The organism is Formosa sejongensis, assembly GCF_033447105.1.
Lineage (GTDB): Bacteria > Bacteroidota > Bacteroidia > Flavobacteriales > Flavobacteriaceae > Formosa.
Genome location: NZ_JAWQUN010000005.1, coordinates 148031 through 165106, shown reverse-complemented (window position 1 = coordinate 165106; position 17076 = coordinate 148031). Strand labels below are relative to the sequence as shown.

Sequence of the window (17076 nt, the reverse complement as noted above, 5' to 3'; positions counted from 1 at the left end):
ATTTATATTTGTGTTGTTAATTAACATAGTCTATAAATCTTGATTCTTTTATCTAAAAGCGTAGCGGTCTCTAATCTAAACACTTTTATGCTTTATGTTTGAACATGAAAGGTTATCGAGCGGACTCGAGATATGGCTTAAAAAGCTTTCGACTCCGCTCAAGCAACCAATACATTTATATCTGCATTGTTAATCAACATAGTTTATAAATCTTGATTCTTTTATCTAACAGCGCAGCGGTCTCACGTCTAATATCTAGTCGTTTTATGCTTTATATATGAACATGAAAGGTTATCGAGCGGAGTCGAGATATGCTAAAAAATCTTTCGACTCCGCTCAAGCAACCTATACATTTATATCTGCATTGTTAATCAACATAGTTTATAAATCTTGATTCTTTTATCTAACAGCGCAGCGGTATCACATCTAATATCTAATTGTTTTATGCTTTATACTTGAATATGAAGGTTATCGAGCGGAGTCGAGATATGTTTAAAAAGCTTTCGACTCCGCTCAAGCACCCTATACATTTATATCTGCGTGTTAATTCACTACAATTAAAAATCTTGATTCTTGATTCTAAAAGCGCAGCGGTCTCATATCTTTTTTATATAGAAATCTCCTTAAACTTAATACCCAATTCTTTATTCATTTCATGAACACGTTTTAATTCACTACCTAAAATTAAAGCGATAGACTGTCCAGTTTTTCCCGCACGAGCTGTTCGTCCGCTACGGTGTGTATAATATTCTAAATGCTCCGGAAGTTGGTGGTGTAATACAAACGCTAAATCGTTAACATCAATTCCACGAGCAGATACATCAGTAGAAATAAGGACTTGTAAGTTTCCTTTTTTAAAGGCACGCATCACTTTATCGCGATCACGTTGTTGCATATCCCCTTCTAAAGCTTCAACAGAAAAGCCTTCATTCTTCAAGAATTCTGTCAAACTTTGTGTCCCTGCTTTTGTTCTACAAAAAATAATACCACGATCGTCTGGTCTTGATTCCAAGAGTGTCAAAATTACATTTTGTTTTTGATCAATTGTCGTCGTAATATAAGCATGAGAGATGTTAGCATTTACAAGTTCATCTTTATTTACAACTACACGAACTGCTTTTGGTGACATATACTGATCTATAATTTGCTGAATTCCCGATGGAATAGTTGCAGAAAACAACCATGTATTTTTAGATGTTGGTGTATGATCAAGAATTTTAGTTAATGCTTCTTTAAACCCCATGCTTAGCATTTCGTCAGCTTCATCTAAAATAACCGTATTTACTTTTCTAATATCTATAATTTTTCTATCTAATAAATCGTTTAAACGCCCTGGAGTTGCAACAATAACATGAGTAGTACGTCTTAAATTTTGAATTTGAATATCTATTTTTTCACCGCCATAAACACCTTCAACAAAGATTTTCGAATCGGAATATTTAGTGAATTTAAAAAGTTGTTTTTTTATTTGTTGAACCAATTCACGTGTAGGTGCTAAAATTAAAGCTTGGACGTGATTTAATTTTGGATCTATATTTTGAAGTACTGGTAAACCAAAAGCGGCTGTTTTTCCTGTTCCTGTTTGTGCTAAGCCAATAAAATCTGTATTAGATTTTAGTAAAACCGGAATTGCTTTTTCTTGAATTTCACTAGGGTGTTTTATCCCTAATTCTTTTAAAGCTTGTATAAATTCTTGTTCTACACCTAAATGTTTAAATGATGCCATAATATATTTTTCAGATTGCAAAGGTATACTAATTTAAAGCGTGGTCTAATACAAATTTGGATTTCTGAAATGTTGCTTAATTTTAGTTTATCTTTGTCGCAAATTATATCTATGCACTCTAAAAATAAGCATAAAAAATCTTACGATTTTGATGCATTAATTCAAGCGTATCCAAAATTAAGCTCGTTTGTATTCACTAGTCCACTAACACACCAAAAAACCATCTATTTTGAGAAAAGTGATGCTGTTTTTCATTTAAATAAAGCCATTTTAATTGCCGATTACAATTTAACAGATTGGAGAATTCCGAAAGGTTATTTATGTCCGCCCATTCCTGGACGTGCAGATTATATTCACCATATTCATGATTTGTTAGAAGTTGAAAAACTTAATGAAAATGTAATGGGTCTTGATGTTGGTGTTGGAGCAAATAATATCTACCCTATTCTGGGAGCTCAAATTTATGATTGGAAAATGGTAGGTTGTGATACGAGTTTAAGTGCTGTAGAAAGTGCAAAGCATAATGTGATTTTAACCCCTCCATTACTTAAAAAAATAGATATCAGACACCAACCTGATCCGGCTAATATTTTTGAAGGTATTATAAAACCTAACGAACATTATACATTTACCATGTGTAATCCGCCTTTCTTTAATTCTGAAGAAGAAGCTATACGTACGACTAAGCAAAAACTAAAAAACCTTAAGAAAGCTGGTCCAGCAGAATTGAATTTTGGAGGACAAGCTCACGAATTATGGTGTAATGGCGGTGAAGCTTTATTTATTAAACGTATGATTAAGCAAAGTGCCGCGTTTAAAAATCAGGTAAATTGGTTTACGACTTTAGTTTCTAAACAAGAAAATTTAAGTAAGTTAAAAAAGCAACTGGATAAGTTAAAAGCGACTCATAAAACCATGTCTATGGAACAAGGAAATAAGAAAAGCAGAATTTTAGCTTGGACATTTGCTGAGGTAGTGGCTTCTTAGAATAAATATTATGAAAAGAGACAACCTATAGTTAACTTAGATTGTCTCTTTCGAATTCGCCCGGCAAACATATCTGTATTTCATTTCGTACATTTAAAATGAAAAGGCTGAAGTTAATTTGATTCTTTATTTTGAGATTAAATGAAACATAAGCTTAGTCAGATCCCCTCTTAATTCTACAATTTGTTTTTGTAGTTCAGCCATTTGAATATTAACTTCAAAAGCGATTTTTTTGTTCAATACAACTTCATCTGGTCTAATTAAACTTTTATCCACTTCTTTATCTTTTTTTTCTGAATACTCCCCTGTTAATATGAAGGAACAATCCCAACCTAATTTATCATGAAGCATATTAATATGATAAGCCTTAACTCTATCATTAACAATAGCTTTACGGATTCCATCTGCAGTAATACTTTCCAAATTACGAGCTAAATCATTATAAGACAATCCTTCATGTTTTCTTAAAAATTCAACTCTTTCTCCAATTGTATTCATAATTATTTATTGTCAATTTTTTCATGAAGACTAATTAGTAGCTCCTTTATCTCTGAAATTTCGTCTGGTAAATTTGCAAATTTTCTAATCAAATCAAATTCCTTATTAATACCCATATTCATGAAATCCAATTGAGTTTGTAAAGATTCACCTTCAAGAATTATAGGAGCTTCACCCTTTTCTAAATAAACTCTATTTACATTCGGAAAATATTTTATAATCTTGTCTATCATTCCTTTTGACAAAGCATTTACACCATTGATAACATGATATATTGAAGCAGGAGATTTATACTCTAATGCCGTAGCCAGTCCATTGTTTGTCAACCTTAAAGCACTAGCGACATTAGCTAGTATCTCTGAATCTTTAATTTTTTGTTCCATTATATTTAATATTTATTTGTTATATAATCTAAATTTTTTCAGTTTTTACTTTTGGCCAAATGACTACATAATATATTAATAATCTGTTTGATCTTTAAAAACAAAGTCTATAATTAAAACTATATGCAAATATATATTAAATATAAATATATTTATGTTTTTATGTGATATTTTTTATATTTAAACCATATTAAGTTGTGTTTAAATTCTAGGGGAAATAGATTTCAGTTAAAATTGAATACGCTTTTTTGTTCTTTACTGAACCTTAATAACTATCGAGCGTAGTCAAGATAAGGCTAGGAAGACTTTCGAATCCGATCAAGTTGACAGTAATCGTAAATAGTAACAATGGGTTTAATAATAATGAGATACTGAAACGAGTTCTGCAAGACGTGTTAAACAAAAAATGTCCTTCAGTTTTAAATTGAAGGACATTTTTTATATTGTATAAGTTAAAAAGAATATACAAATAGAATCATAAATATTCTCAGATAGTTATAATCTAATCTTCGGGAGGAAATCCGTTTATTTCTTCAAATAACTCATCGAAATTTTCACGAATATAAGCACGTAATTTTTTACGATAATCGTCGCGTAACCATTCTACAAAATTAAAAGTACTTTTACTAATGCATTTGGTGTAACGCTGAATACGATAATCTATATCGTCTCCTAGCATTTTAGCAAGTGCTAAAGCATCGTACATATCTTCGCTGTTTTCTGTACAAATATATGCGTGATGTATGATAGAGCGTTCTAAAACAACTTTTGAAGACTCTCCTTTTCTAATAGAATCAATATAGGTTTTTTTAACATCAAAATAGACAGAGTTAGATTTACCAAATTCAGCACGTAATTCGTCTGGCATTTCGTATCTAAAATTCTCTTCTAATTCTTCGTCACTCATAATTCCATCTAAATAGAAATTAGGAGATCTAAATATTTTCTGCCAATCTAAATCTGCTCCCCAAGGACCAAAACGATGGAAGTTATTACCTAAGTCGATTACATTAAACTTCGATTTATTTTTTAAAATACGAGATCCACGACCAATCATTTGGTAATATAAAGTCAACGATTTTGTAGCACGATTTAAAATAATAGAATCTACAGTTGGCTCATCGAAACCTGTGGTTAAAATACTTACCGATGTAAGAATCGCATCTGGTGTTTCTTTAAACCATTTTAATATTTTTTTACGTTCTTTCTTTGTATTCGTATTATCTAAATGCGCGACAGGATATCCTGCTGCCCTAAATGTATCGTATACATGAAGAGACGTATTAATACCGTTATTAAAAATAAGTGTTTTTTTATGTTTAGAACGTTCTTCGTAAGCTTGAATTAATTTACCAAGCATGTCGCTATTGGTATATAAATCTTCAGAAGATTTTACGGTATAATCTCCATTTGCACCAACAACTAAAGAGGTTAAACCAACATTGTAAGAATAAACTTCGGCACGTGCCAAGAATTCGTTTTCTATTAAAGATTGAATAGTTTCTCCAACGATTAATTCGTTGTAGTTATCATTCATTGGTAATTTAATATTCGAACTTAAAGGTGTTGCTGTTACTCCTAAGATGAAAGACTTCTCGAAAAACTTAAATAATTTAGTAAAGGAATTGTAATGCGCTTCATCAATAATAATTAAACCAACATCTGAAATATCAAGTTGACCATCATTTAATCTGTTATTAAGCGTTTCGACCATGGCCACAAAACAACTAAAATCTGCTTGATCATCTAGATTGGCTTTACTGTGGATTACTTTATTAGAAACACCAAACTCGGTTAACATACCCGACGTTTGTTTACACAACTCAATACGGTGTGTCATAACAAGTACTTTCCTATTATGATGCTTTAAATATTGCCTTACAATTTCAGAAAATATTACAGTTTTCCCACCACCAGTTGGTAATTGATACAGTAAATGATAATCTTCTGGAGCTTCTTCAAAACATTGGAAAATCTTGTTTATCGCTCCTTTTTGGTAACTGTATAAATCTTTTCCGGCGTTTCTTTCTGCTAAATCTGTAGCTGTAACTGACATTTAAAATAAGTTTTAAGGAATGCAAAAATACGGCCTTTTCTAGGGTTTTTATGCATAATTCATCAGAAATTATTGACACGCAGTTGATTTATACTTCAAATGATAAAAAACCAAAATATAATAAGAATATTAAAATTTTATAATGAATTAATTATGAATCAACTAACACTAAAAATTATCTTAAACATTTAACACCTAATCCTTATCTTTTAATTCCACTTTAATATGATTAACATCATAATTCCATTCCTAAAAAGTACTTGGTTATCAGATTGTACTTATAAAAACACATGAAACTCATAAAGTAAAAATTAGAATATCCTATGGTCACTAAATTTAAATATATGATGTGCGTTTTTATACCAAGAGCTCTCTTTATATTTCAAAAAAAGGCAAATAGAGATTAGCCTTAAAACAGATCTAATATTAAATTTTTGTTACATTTATGGCGCTATTTAAAAGCTAATGTATGAGTTCGATTCCCAAGAATTTTATAGGATATTTAAACACACCTGTACTTTGGCAAGGTAAAAACAGTTGGGGAATTACTCAATATTCAATGCAGAAATCGATACTTGCTCCTTTTAATAGTAGTGTTGAAAAACGTTTGAGATTAGGGAAATTAGTAGAACGTTTTGTTGGTTTCGAGTTAAAACAGCATGAAAACATTAAAATTATTGTTGAAAATCTTCAAATTCAGAAACAAAAACGTACCATTGGTGAAATTGATTGTATTTTAAAACAAGATGATCAACTGATTCATTTAGAAATAGTCTACAAGTTTTATTTATACGATCCTGAAGTTGGAACGACAGAATTTGAACATTGGATCGGTCCCAATAGAAAAGATAGTTTTATAGAAAAACTAACAAAATTAAAAGAGAAACAACTACCACTACTCTATAATCCTGAAACAAAAAAGTATCTTGATGCTTTACAAATGTCTTCAGAAACAATCATACAACACGTATATTTTAAAGCACAATTGTTTGTGCCTATACATTTAAAAACTAATGCTTTTAAAGACATTAATTCGGAGTGTATCGTTGGTTTCTATGTGTCCTTTAATAACTTAAAGCAATTTGAAGATTGTAAATTTAGTATTCCTGAAAAAATAGACTGGCTTTGCGATATTGAAATACAATGCGCTTGGCTCACGTTTTCAAACTTTATTACAGAATTAGAACCCTTAATTTCTAGACAAACATCGCCTTTATGTTGGATTAAATATCCAAATGGTATAACCGAAAAATGCTTTGTGGTCTGGTGGTAAAATATATAATCTAAGTATCGCAGACTAACTGAAAAATTTCAACATTAACTAACACCTAACACCTAACACCCAGAAAAACTAAATAGGTTGTTGTAATCCGTCTTTTAAATTATATAATTTGTTTTGCATCTTTAATGATTTTAAAAGTTTTACTGCTTGAATACTACGTCTTCCAGATTGGCAATATACCAAAATTGGTTTTTTAGTATCAATTTCAAAATAACGTTCGTTTAATTCTTTTAAAGGTATATGGTAATCGTGAGACAAATGAAACATATCGTGTTCTTTTAAAGTTCTTACATCTAACACAAACAAGTTATCTTTATGTTTTAGGTATTCACTGAACGTTAAAGATTTCATGGAGCTATTTATATTGAAATATTCATCGATATCTGCAATATACGTCACATGAGCATGAACTGTTTTGTCGTAAGTCAATAAATTTTGACTCATTGATAATGCATTAAAAATTAATAGTTTTCCGGTTAACACCTCTCCTATTTCACAAATTATTTTAATAACCTCATTGGCTTGTAATAAGCCTACAATGCCAGGTAAAACACCTAAAACACCGGCTACTTCGCAGTTTTGTGATTCTTCAGATGGTTTTGGAAATAAACATCTATAGGTAGGACCATTTTTGTAATTGTAAACCGTAACCTGACCTTCAAACTTAAAAATAGACCCAAAAACAACAGGTCTTTCACTTAAAACAGCGGCATCATTTACTAAATAACGGGTGCTAAAATTATCGGTTCCATCAACAATAATATCATACTGTTTGAATAATTTAATAGCGTTTACCTTGGTTAAACGTTCAATATAAGATTTGAATTTTACAAATTTATTGAGCTGTTCTAATTTAGAAATTGCACAAGACACTTTAAATTTTCCAATATCATTATACCCATATAAAACCTGACGTTGCAAATTGGTCTGATCCACACTATCGTGATCTATAATACCAATAGTTCCAACTCCAGCAGCTGTTAAATATTGTAGTATTGGGCAGCCTAAACCACCAGCTCCAACAACTAAAACCTTGGCACCTTTTAGTTTGTTCTGACCAACTTCGCCAATGTCTTCTAAAGTTAAATGGCGCTTGTATTGTAAATGTTCTTCTTTATTTAGCATGCTGTAAATTTAATAATTATTGCCAATTGTTTTCCCAATCTTTCCAAACAACTTCTAATCCTTTAGATTTTAACATTTCTGCCACGACTTCTGTTGGTCTTTCGTCTGAAATCTCAAACTGCTCTAACGATTGTTTTTCAACCACATAACCTCCTGGATTCGTTTTGGATTCCGCACTGATAGATGTGATACCCAAATTTACAATATGATTTCGAAATAATTCACTTTCTCTCGTAGACATCGATAATTCTACATCTTCATCTAACAATCTAAACGCACAAATAAGCTGAACTAAATCGTGATCTGTCATTTCTACTTTAGGTTCTAATCCCCCAGAAAACGGACGTAAACGCGGAAAAGACATGGAATATTTTGTTTTCCAATAAGTTTTTTGAAGGTATTTAAAGTGAAGTGCCGTAAAAAAACTATCGGCTCTCCAATCTTCTAAGCCATATAAACTGCCTAAACCTATTTTATGAATTCCTGCTTTACCTAAACGATCGGGTGTTTCTAAACGGTAATCGAAATTAGATTTTTTCCCTTTCGGATGATGTTTTTTATATTCGTCTCGATGGTATGTTTCCTGATAAACCAAAACTGCATATAAGCCGTTTTCGATTAATAATTCATATTCGTCTTGATCTAACGGTTGAACTTCTATTGTAACATTCGAAAATTGAGATCTAATAAGTTGAATCGCATTTTTAAGATACTCCAAGCCTACCGTTCTATTTGCTTCACCAGTAACCAATAAAATATGATCGTAACCTTTCGATTTTAAAAAAGCCGTTTCTTTTAAAATTTCTGTATCAGTTAACGTTCTACGCGGAATCTTATTCGTCATACTAAATCCGCAATAGGTGCAAATATTTTGGCACTCGTTGCTCAAATACATCGGAGCATACATCTGTATAGTATTTCCGAAACGTTTCTTTGTAATCTGCTGACTTAATTGCGCCATATCTTCTAAATACGGTTGTGCTGCGGGAGAAATTAAGGCTTTAAAATCTTCTAAATCTCGAGTCGATTTCCCTAAAGCATGTAAAACATCACTCTCGGTTTTATTATAAATACCTTCTAAAGTATCGTTCCAACTATATTGGTCTAAAACAGTTTTAAAAGTGCTCATTTTCTAGTTATTTAAAAAGCTTGTTAACGGACTACTCGCTTCAGCAATTTGCTTTACAGGAGCCAATTTAGCATTGTATCCCATACGTCCAGCTTGTACTGCTAATTTAAAAGCTATAGCCATTTCTATCGGATTTTGAGATACAGCAATGGCAGTATTTACAAGCACAGCATCTGCGCCTAATTCCATCGCAAATGCTGCATGAGACGGACTTCCAATTCCTGCATCTACAATTACAGGAACATTACTTTGCGCAATAATTATTTCAAGAAATTCCAATGTTTTTAAACCTTTATTACTTCCAATTGGAGCTCCTAAAGGCATCACACATTGTACACCAACATCTTCCAAGCGCTTACATAAAACGGGATCGGCATGAATATATGGCATCACTACAAAACCTTCTTTAACTAGAATCTCAGCGGCTTTTAATGTTTCAATCGGATCTGGTAATAGGTATTTAGGATCGGGATGAATTTCTAATTTTACCCAATTGGTATTTAAAGCTTCACGAGATAAATGCGCAGCAAAAACAGCTTCTTCTGCAGTTCGCACACCTGAAGTATTTGGTAATAAATGTATAGATGAATGATTTAAGTGAGACAATATATCATCTTCTGTATCAGTTATATTTATTCGTTTTAATGCCACAGTTACCAATTCACTTTCTGAAGCTAGTATGGCATCTCGCATTGTTATAGAATTACAGAATTTTCCAGTTCCTGTGAATAATCTCGAACTAAATGTTTTATCTGCAATGATTAAATTATCCTTCATCATCGTCTTTTTTATCCATTTTATAAACCTGTTCTTGTGTACTCGGTCCGTTTAAAATTTTATTAAACTCACCAATAGTATTAAAATCTTTAGAAATATCTGTAGACACAGCGACACCATAAATCCCGGTAGTTACAAGTTCATTAAGATCGTTTAACGTAATGCCACCAACAGCAATAATTGGTATGTCAGATAGTAGTTCTGTTAGAATATTCTTGTAAGCTGAAGTTCCTAAAACAGGTCCTAAATTAGATTTCGTTGTTGTAAATCGAAAAGGCCCCAAACCGATGTAATCGACATTCTTTTCTATAAGATTTTGACAATCTTCCAACGTATTTGCTGTACCTCCAATCGTGAACCATTTTCCTAAATACTCACGAACTTCTAACGGGCAACCATCAGATTTCCCTAAATGCACACCATCTGCATTTACTGCTTTAGCTATTTTATAAAAGTCATTTATGATTAATCGTGTTTGAAAATGCATGGTAATTTCTCGTGCTTTTTCAGCTGTCTTTAAAACGGTGTCTTCATCGAAATTTTTCATTCGTAATTGAATCCAATCTGCTCCTGAAGTACATGCCGCTTGAACATATTCTAAATGCTGATCTGCAGTATCTCCTTGTGTAATATAATGTAATTTACTAATCATAAGTTTTTGTAATTATGTGTTCCTAATAAAGAATCATTTGAATTTAAAAAGTGTTCGGTATACTGTTTCGCTAATCGGCATGCATCTTCTAATTCTATATTCCTAGCGAAATTAGATGCTAAAGCAGCCGATAACACACAGCCACTTCCGTGTTTTTCATAAACCGTCTCTACACCTGCTGGTAAATTAATTTGGACAATACCACTATGGTAAATTTCGTCTAGACCTATTTTGTCCTTTCTGTGACCTCCTTTTAAATACATATTTGTTTTTTCTGAAATGTAATCAATGGTTTCTGAAATAGATTTATCTGGAAATAATTCCTGAATTTCATCGTAATTAGGTGTTATAAAATAACAATTGTATAGAATATTATTAAATACGTTAGCATCTAAATCGGTATGAAAAACAAATCCAGAACTTGCTTTAAGAATCGGATCTAAAATTATTTTAATATCAGGATTTAATCTTAAGAGTGTATCTACTACTTTTGAAAGTATGTACCAAGATTCAATAATACCAATCTTAACAACAGCTATTGAAAAACGATCAAACACCATTTCTATTTGATTAATAATTACGGATTCATCTATCCAGATACAATCCTTTAAATCTATATCATTTTGAACCGTTACAGCTGTACATACTGATAAACCATATAAACCATGTGCTTCGAATGTTTTAATATCTGAAGTGATGCCGGCTCCGCTTGAAGGATCGAGTCCGGCTATTGTTAATATGTATGTTTTGTTGCTCATTAATATATGATTAATTCTGTCACGTGACACTGAACGTGTTTCATGGTCTTATTATTCTTAGTTCCTTGTGTGATACTTAAACGAGTTCAGTATGACGGCGTATTTATAATTATATTTCTATAATAATGATATGACCGTCACTCTGGATTTAATTCAAGTCTCACATTTATTTGAACTACTTTTCATTTATTCGAGATAATACTTAAGCTACTTGTGTGATGCTGAAACACGTTCAGCATGACGACGTGAAAATAATTACATTTCTAGAATGTTGATATTACCGTCACCCTGAATTTAGTTCAGGGTCTCATCTTTTTTTAGTTACTTGTTTCAAACTCTCAATAATTAAAACTGAGTCAGCATTTTCTTAAACGTTTCCAAAGGCGTTTCACTATTCCAAATACCTCCCAAAACACCAACACCTTTATAGCCTAATGTTTTAAATTTATCAATATTAGAATCTGTAACGCCGCCCATACCAATAATAATCTTATCAATACCATTAACGTCAAATCCGCGGCCTTCATAACCTTGCTTTGAAATCGATGAAAACACGGGACTCAACAAATGATAATCGAATTCGAAATAACAATTATCTAATTCTTCAGGTTCATGAAATGATGAACTGATGATTTTACCAAACATATTTAAACCTTTAAAGTATTGCCCTGGATTATCGATATGATCAATACGTTTTTGCTCTTGAAAATGAATGCCTTTTAGATTGAAAGTATTTATTAATTCATGAAAATAGTGAACTACAATTCTGTTATGATATTTAGGATCTATCTGATTTAAATAGTCAACATGTTCATCGAAATTCTTACTCGGTTTCCTTAAATGATAATATTGTAATCCTGCTTGAAATAACTGCTGTAGTATTTCAATTTCATTAGGCACATCTGTTTCGGGCGCTATTAGTATGATCATGTTTCTTTGGTATTTGTCAGTCTTAGATCTTTTTTTGATGCTGAAATAAGTTCAGCATGACGACATATAACAGCAATGCATTTTTACAAAGTTGATTGAATCGTCACTCTGAATTTAGTTCAGGGTCTCATTAGTTCTGAATAAAACATTAAAGATACACTTCGCTTCCTTTATTTTTAAATTCTTCCGACTTTTCTTCCATTCCTTTTGCAAACACTTCGTCTCCTCTAATTTCGTTAACGGCTGCAAAATCACGGACTTCCTGTGAAATTTTCATAGAGCAGAATTTTGGGCCACACATCGAACAAAAATGCGCAATTTTAGCACCTTCGGCAGGTAGTGTTTCATCATGATATTCGCGAGCCAATTCTGGATCTAAAGCCAAATTAAATTGGTCTTCCCAACGGAATTCAAAACGGGCTTTACTTAAAGCATCGTCACGATGTTGTGCTCCGGGGTGACCTTTAGCTAAATCAGCAGCATGAGCTGCTAATTTATAAGTAACCACTCCTGTACGTACATCGTCTTTATTTGGCAAACCTAAATGTTCTTTTGGTGTGACGTAACACAACATGGCACATCCAAACCAACCAATCATCGCAGCTCCTATTCCAGAAGTAATATGGTCGTAACCTGGTGCAATGTCTGTAGTTAACGGTCCTAAAGTATAAAAAGGCGCTTCCTCGCAAACTTCCAATTGCTTGTCCATGTTGGCCTTTATCATATGCATTGGCACGTGGCCCGGCCCCTCAATAAAGGTTTGTACATCGTGTTTCCATGCGATTTTTGTTAGCTCTCCAAGTGTTTCTAATTCTGCAAATTGAGCTTCATCATTCGCATCAGCAATACAACCAGGACGCAAACCATCACCTAAAGAGAACGCCACATCGTAAGCTTTCATAATCTCACAAATGTCTTCGAAATGCGTATATAAAAAGCTTTCTTTATGATGCGCTAAACACCATTTTGCCATGATAGAACCACCACGAGACACGATACCTGTAATACGTTTCGCCGTCATCGGGACATAACGTAAACGGACTCCTGCGTGTATGGTAAAATAATCGACACCTTGTTCGGCTTGCTCTATTAAAGTATCACGGAAAATCTCCCATGTTAAATCTTCAGCCTTACCATTTACTTTTTCTAAAGCTTGATAAATAGGTACAGTTCCAATGGGTACTGGCGAATTTCTGATAATCCACTCACGGGTTTCATGAATATTTTCTCCGGTTGATAAATCCATGATATTATCGGCTCCCCAACGACACGCCCAAACGGCTTTTTCTACTTCTTCTTCAATGCTGGATGTGGTTGCCGAATTCCCGATATTGGCATTGATTTTTACAAGAAAATTGCGACCTAAAATCATAGGTTCACTTTCTGGATGATTTATATTTGAAGGCAATACAGCGCGACCACGAGCAATTTCTTCTCTCACAAATTCGGCTGTAATTTTTTTCGGAATAGATGCTCCAAAATCTTGTCCTTTATGTTGTTCGGATAAGCGAATGGCTTCGTCAATTTTCTGATTTTCACGAATAGCAACATACTCCATTTCAGACGTTATAATACCTTGACGTGCATAATGCATTTGAGATACATTTTTGCCTGCCTTGGCTTTAAATGGCTTTTTTACATCGGCAAATCGTAAATGATCTAGTTCTACATTATTCAAACGTTCATTACAATACTCTGATGAAAATGCATCTAATTGTTCGACATCTCCGCGCTTTAAAACCCAAGGTTCACGAATGCGTTCAATCCCTTTATGGACATTAATCGCTTTGTCTGGGTCTGTATAAGGTCCGGACGTATCGTAAATTGTTATAGCCTGATTTTGAGTTCGTGCTTTAGTCATAGAATCTACCGTATCACTAAGAGAGATTTCTCGCATAGCCACTTGTAATTCTGGAAATAATTTTCCTTGAACGTAGATTTTTTTAGAATTTGGAAACGGGTTTCTGGTCACACCATTTTGTGGTGCAGTGTCTTTTTTCTTCATGGTTATTCATTAAATTAAAGTGCAAACACAACGTATTTACACAGCAATAATTAGATAAAATAAGCTTGTGATATAGAAAAATAAACAGGACTAACCACCTTGTGTGGCATGAATAATCAGGATGTTGTCGTTATTTAAAACTATCGTTTTTTTCCAATTTAATTTAGATATAACCGTGTTGTTAACAGCGACGGCAATACCATTTTGTGTTGGGCTTTGTTTAGAAACGACAGTTGCAAGCGAAGTGTTTTCGGCAACCTGATGCATAGCATTGTTTACGTTTATAGATATCATAATCTTGATTTAGATAAATTTCCATAAACTTTTAAAGGATAAACCGAAATTGAAATCGGTTTTAGTGAAATGATTTTGAAAAGACTGAACTTTTTCCTCCGGCTGTATTAACAGCGTCAGGTTCAAAGGATATTTCTCAAACTACTTAGTAGTTACTCCTAAAGTTTATTTTAATACTTCAAAGTTAAAGGAATTTTATCCACGGAAACAAATTTATTTGGAAGAAATTTAAAAATAGTTTTGCTGTTTTGTAACTTGTTTCTTTTAATTTTGCCATTCGAAAAAAAGATGCATGCCACTACCCGATTATAAAAATCAACTACTTCCTACTTTAAAAAAACACTTTGGTTACGATGAATTTCGTGCCCAACAACAAGATATTATAGAATATGTTCTTGAAGGAAACGATGCTTTGGTTATTATGCCTACAGGTGGAGGAAAATCGATGTGTTTCCAAGTTCCAGCCTTGCTCTTTGAAGGTTTAACTTTAGTAGTTTCTCCGCTTATTGCTTTAATGAAAGACCAAGTAGATGGATTAAAAGCAAACGGAATTCATGCGAATTTTTATAATAGTAGTCAGTCGGCAGACGAACAACATGCCATTTTAGAACAAGTTGTTAAAGCAGAATTAAAGTTGTTATATGTGGCTCCAGAAAGTCTTGCTGGTTTGTCTAATATTCTAAATGAGCGCTACGTGAGTTGTATTGCTATTGATGAAGCACATTGTATTTCGTCTTGGGGTCATGATTTTCGTCCGTCCTATCAGCAACTCGGATTTTTAAAAAAATCCTTACCAAATATTCCCATTATTGCATTAACAGCAACTGCAGATAAAGCAACACGTCAGGATATCCTTGATCAGTTGAAAATCCCAAATGCACAACAATTTATTTCGTCTTTCGACAGACAAAACATTTCTTTAGAAGTCCGTTCAGGGACAGAAAAAGTGAAACAAATCATTAGTTATGTCAAAAAACATCCTAATGAATCTGGAATTATTTATTGCTTGAGCAGAAAGAATACCGAAGAGTTAGCTAAGAAATTAAATAGTAATGGTGTGCCTGCAACAGCTTATCATGCTGGACTTGGTTTTAACGAGCGCAGTAAAGTTCAGGAAGATTTTGTGTACGATACGACTCAGGTAGTCTGTGCGACTGTGGCTTTCGGGATGGGAATAGACAAATCGAATGTCCGCTGGGTGATTCATCATAATATGCCTAAAAATATTGAAGGGTATTATCAGGAAATTGGACGTGGTGGTCGTGATGGATTACAAGCTCATGCCCTATTGTTTCATAGTTATGCAGATGTGATTCAGTTACGTCGTTTTGCTTCAGGTGCTTCTAATGAAGAGGTTCAGATTGCGAAGTTGGAGCGTATGAAACAATTTAGTGAAGCAACAACATGCCGTAGAAAAATACTGCTGAGTTACTTCGGGGAATTACTTGAAGAGAATTGTGGAAACTGTGATGTGTGTAAGAATCCGCCACAAATTTTTGACGGGACTATAATTGCTCAAAAAATATTATCTGCGGTGTATCGGCTTAAAGAAAAAGAAGCGATTGGTACTATTTTAGATGTTTTACGAGGCTCTCATAATGCCAATGTTTTAGAAAAAGGATACGACAAATTAAAGACTTTTGGAATTGGTAAAGATGTGGCTTGGAAAGATTGGCAACATTTCATTATTCAGCTTATGAATCAAGGGTATTGTGAAATCGCGTTTCATAAGCACAATGCCTTACAGCTTACCGAATTTTCTAATAATGTATTATTTAAAGGCGCAAAAGTCTCTTTAACGCGACCTGTACATATTGCAGAACCGAAAGTTAAGGAACGTGTTAAACGTACTAAAACCTCACGAAAAAGCACACCTACAAACGATACTCTTTTTGAACGTTTACGACAGTTACGTTATAAAATTTCTAAGGAAGAAAACATTCCTGCTTATCTCGTTTTTAGTGATAAAACGTTAATTGAAATGGAACGCGATCGCCCAATGAGTATTATGGACCTTATGGATGTTAGTGGTGTTGGTCAGCATAAAGCTGAAAACTATGGTGATGAGTTTATCGAGGAAATCATGAAATTTCTGGGTGCTAAACCTAAGAAAGATAAAAAAATATCCACACACATGGTGACTTACGATTTGTATAAAAAAGGCTTGTCTATAGATGAAATTTGTATGCAACGTAAATTAAGAGATACAACAGTTTATTCTCATATTGCTAAACTTCATAGTGATGGAAAAGATATAAATATTTACGATTTTGTGTCCAAGCGTGAAGTTGAAGATGTTAGAAAGGCTAAAGAAAATATTGAAGGTTCAACTTCAATAAAAGCGTTTTACGACTATTTTGATGAACAATTAGATTACTTTAAAATTCGATTAGCGTTGAGTGTAATTGATAAATAAACTAGTCTTAGTAATCAACATATATAATTTTAGTTAATTTATAAAAAGCCTAGCATTC

The 17076-nt window shown here is 33.0% G+C and carries 15 protein-coding genes and 1 riboswitch; of the genes, 3 read left to right on the top strand and 12 right to left on the bottom strand.

Annotated elements, in window-relative coordinates:
• Positions 1-607: 607 nt before the first annotated feature.
• Positions 608-1726 carry a DEAD/DEAH box helicase gene (locus R6X41_RS07765; protein ID WP_318499012.1) on the bottom strand — a complete coding sequence of 373 codons (1119 nt, stop codon included), beginning with the start codon at positions 1724-1726 and terminating at the stop codon, positions 608-610.
• 111 nt (positions 1727-1837) lie between these two features.
• Here R6X41_RS07765 and rlmF point away from each other — a divergent pair, with 111 nt between their 5' ends.
• The gene (rlmF, locus tag R6X41_RS07760) at positions 1838-2713 is read left to right on the top strand and encodes a 23S rRNA (adenine(1618)-N(6))-methyltransferase RlmF (RefSeq protein ID WP_318499011.1); all 876 of its coding nucleotides are present in this window, start codon (positions 1838-1840) and stop codon (positions 2711-2713) included.
• A gap of 126 nt (positions 2714-2839) precedes the next feature.
• Here rlmF and R6X41_RS07755 read toward each other — a convergent pair whose 3' ends face one another.
• The 3 genes from R6X41_RS07755 to R6X41_RS07745 all read right to left on the bottom strand — a co-directional run bounded on the left by R6X41_RS07755 (position 2840) and on the right by R6X41_RS07745 (position 5650).
• Positions 2840-3211 carry a hypothetical protein gene (locus R6X41_RS07755; RefSeq protein ID WP_318499010.1) on the bottom strand — a complete coding sequence of 124 codons (372 nt, stop codon included), beginning with the start codon at positions 3209-3211 and terminating at the stop codon, positions 2840-2842.
• Positions 3212-3213: 2 nt separating this feature from the next.
• Positions 3214-3594: a hypothetical protein gene (locus tag R6X41_RS07750; RefSeq protein WP_318499008.1), complete on the bottom strand. Its 381-nt coding sequence runs from the start codon at positions 3592-3594 to the stop codon at positions 3214-3216.
• Between the two features lie 502 nt (positions 3595-4096).
• Positions 4097-5650 (bottom strand): DEAD/DEAH box helicase, encoded by a 1554-nt coding sequence (locus R6X41_RS07745; RefSeq protein ID WP_318499007.1) that lies wholly within the window; start codon positions 5648-5650, stop codon positions 4097-4099.
• A 469-nt stretch (positions 5651-6119) separates the two neighbouring features.
• On the opposite strand from R6X41_RS07745, the gene R6X41_RS07740 reads away from it, so the two are divergent.
• On the top strand, positions 6120-6923 hold the full coding sequence (locus R6X41_RS07740) for a DUF1853 family protein (protein ID WP_318499005.1): 804 nt from the start codon (positions 6120-6122) through the stop codon (positions 6921-6923).
• A gap of 78 nt (positions 6924-7001) precedes the next feature.
• Here the strand turns inward: R6X41_RS07740 and R6X41_RS07735 are convergent, their stop codons facing one another.
• From R6X41_RS07735 to thiS, 8 genes are all read right to left on the bottom strand, one after another.
• Entirely contained in the window at positions 7002-8057 is a 1056-nt protein-coding gene (locus R6X41_RS07735) for a HesA/MoeB/ThiF family protein (protein ID WP_318499004.1), read from the bottom strand.
• 16 nt (positions 8058-8073) lie between these two features.
• Complete coding sequence (gene thiH, locus R6X41_RS07730; RefSeq protein ID WP_318499002.1) at positions 8074-9186, bottom strand: 2-iminoacetate synthase ThiH; 1113 nt, start codon at positions 9184-9186, stop codon at positions 8074-8076.
• 3 nt (positions 9187-9189) lie between these two features.
• Positions 9190-9963 carry a thiazole synthase gene (locus R6X41_RS07725; protein ID WP_318499000.1) on the bottom strand — a complete coding sequence of 258 codons (774 nt, stop codon included), beginning with the start codon at positions 9961-9963 and terminating at the stop codon, positions 9190-9192.
• Positions 9953-10615: a thiamine phosphate synthase gene (gene thiE, locus R6X41_RS07720; RefSeq protein ID WP_318498998.1), complete on the bottom strand. Its 663-nt coding sequence runs from the start codon at positions 10613-10615 to the stop codon at positions 9953-9955. The genes R6X41_RS07725 and thiE overlap by 11 nt, the downstream gene beginning before the upstream one ends.
• Positions 10612-11373, bottom strand: a complete 762-nt coding sequence (locus R6X41_RS07715; protein WP_318498997.1) for a hydroxymethylpyrimidine/phosphomethylpyrimidine kinase — start codon at positions 11371-11373, stop codon at positions 10612-10614. The genes thiE and R6X41_RS07715 overlap by 4 nt, the downstream gene beginning before the upstream one ends.
• A 345-nt stretch (positions 11374-11718) precedes the next feature.
• On the bottom strand, positions 11719-12303 hold the full coding sequence (locus R6X41_RS07710) for a thiamine phosphate synthase (protein WP_318498995.1): 585 nt from the start codon (positions 12301-12303) through the stop codon (positions 11719-11721).
• Between the two features lie 148 nt (positions 12304-12451).
• Positions 12452-14308, bottom strand: a complete 1857-nt coding sequence (gene thiC, locus R6X41_RS07705; protein WP_318498993.1) for a phosphomethylpyrimidine synthase ThiC — start codon at positions 14306-14308, stop codon at positions 12452-12454.
• Between the two features lie 90 nt (positions 14309-14398).
• Positions 14399-14602, bottom strand: coding sequence for a sulfur carrier protein ThiS (thiS, locus tag R6X41_RS07700; protein WP_318498991.1), 204 nt, complete (start codon positions 14600-14602; stop codon positions 14399-14401).
• Positions 14603-14678: 76 nt separating this feature from the next.
• A riboswitch (TPP riboswitch) is annotated at positions 14679-14772 on the bottom strand.
• A 122-nt stretch (positions 14773-14894) separates the two neighbouring features.
• Between thiS and recQ the strand changes: the two genes are divergently transcribed.
• Positions 14895-17018, top strand: coding sequence for a DNA helicase RecQ (gene recQ / locus R6X41_RS07695; RefSeq protein ID WP_318498989.1), 2124 nt, complete (start codon positions 14895-14897; stop codon positions 17016-17018).
• The last annotated feature ends 58 nt before the right edge of the window (positions 17019-17076 follow it).

Bases quoted from the DNA above. Each gene is read 5' to 3' on its own strand.
- R6X41_RS07765 (WP_318499012.1), bottom strand. From the start codon at position 1,726: ATGGCATCATTTAAACATTTAGGTGTAGAACAAGAATTTATACAAGCT.
- rlmF (WP_318499011.1), top strand. From the start codon at position 1,838: ATGCACTCTAAAAATAAGCATAAAAAATCTTACGATTTTGATGCATTA.
- R6X41_RS07755 (WP_318499010.1), bottom strand. From the start codon at position 3,211: ATGAATACAATTGGAGAAAGAGTTGAATTTTTAAGAAAACATGAAGGA.
- R6X41_RS07750 (WP_318499008.1), bottom strand. From the start codon at position 3,594: ATGGAACAAAAAATTAAAGATTCAGAGATACTAGCTAATGTCGCTAGT.
- R6X41_RS07745 (WP_318499007.1), bottom strand. From the start codon at position 5,650: ATGTCAGTTACAGCTACAGATTTAGCAGAAAGAAACGCCGGAAAAGAT.
- R6X41_RS07740 (WP_318499005.1), top strand. From the start codon at position 6,120: ATGAGTTCGATTCCCAAGAATTTTATAGGATATTTAAACACACCTGTA.
- R6X41_RS07735 (WP_318499004.1), bottom strand. From the start codon at position 8,057: ATGCTAAATAAAGAAGAACATTTACAATACAAGCGCCATTTAACTTTA.
- thiH (WP_318499002.1), bottom strand. From the start codon at position 9,186: ATGAGCACTTTTAAAACTGTTTTAGACCAATATAGTTGGAACGATACT.
- R6X41_RS07725 (WP_318499000.1), bottom strand. From the start codon at position 9,963: ATGAAGGATAATTTAATCATTGCAGATAAAACATTTAGTTCGAGATTA.
- thiE (WP_318498998.1), bottom strand. From the start codon at position 10,615: ATGATTAGTAAATTACATTATATTACACAAGGAGATACTGCAGATCAG.
- R6X41_RS07715 (WP_318498997.1), bottom strand. From the start codon at position 11,373: ATGAGCAACAAAACATACATATTAACAATAGCCGGACTCGATCCTTCA.
- R6X41_RS07710 (WP_318498995.1), bottom strand. From the start codon at position 12,303: ATGATCATACTAATAGCGCCCGAAACAGATGTGCCTAATGAAATTGAA.
- thiC (WP_318498993.1), bottom strand. From the start codon at position 14,308: ATGAAGAAAAAAGACACTGCACCACAAAATGGTGTGACCAGAAACCCG.
- thiS (WP_318498991.1), bottom strand. From the start codon at position 14,602: ATGATATCTATAAACGTAAACAATGCTATGCATCAGGTTGCCGAAAAC.
- recQ (WP_318498989.1), top strand. From the start codon at position 14,895: ATGCCACTACCCGATTATAAAAATCAACTACTTCCTACTTTAAAAAAA.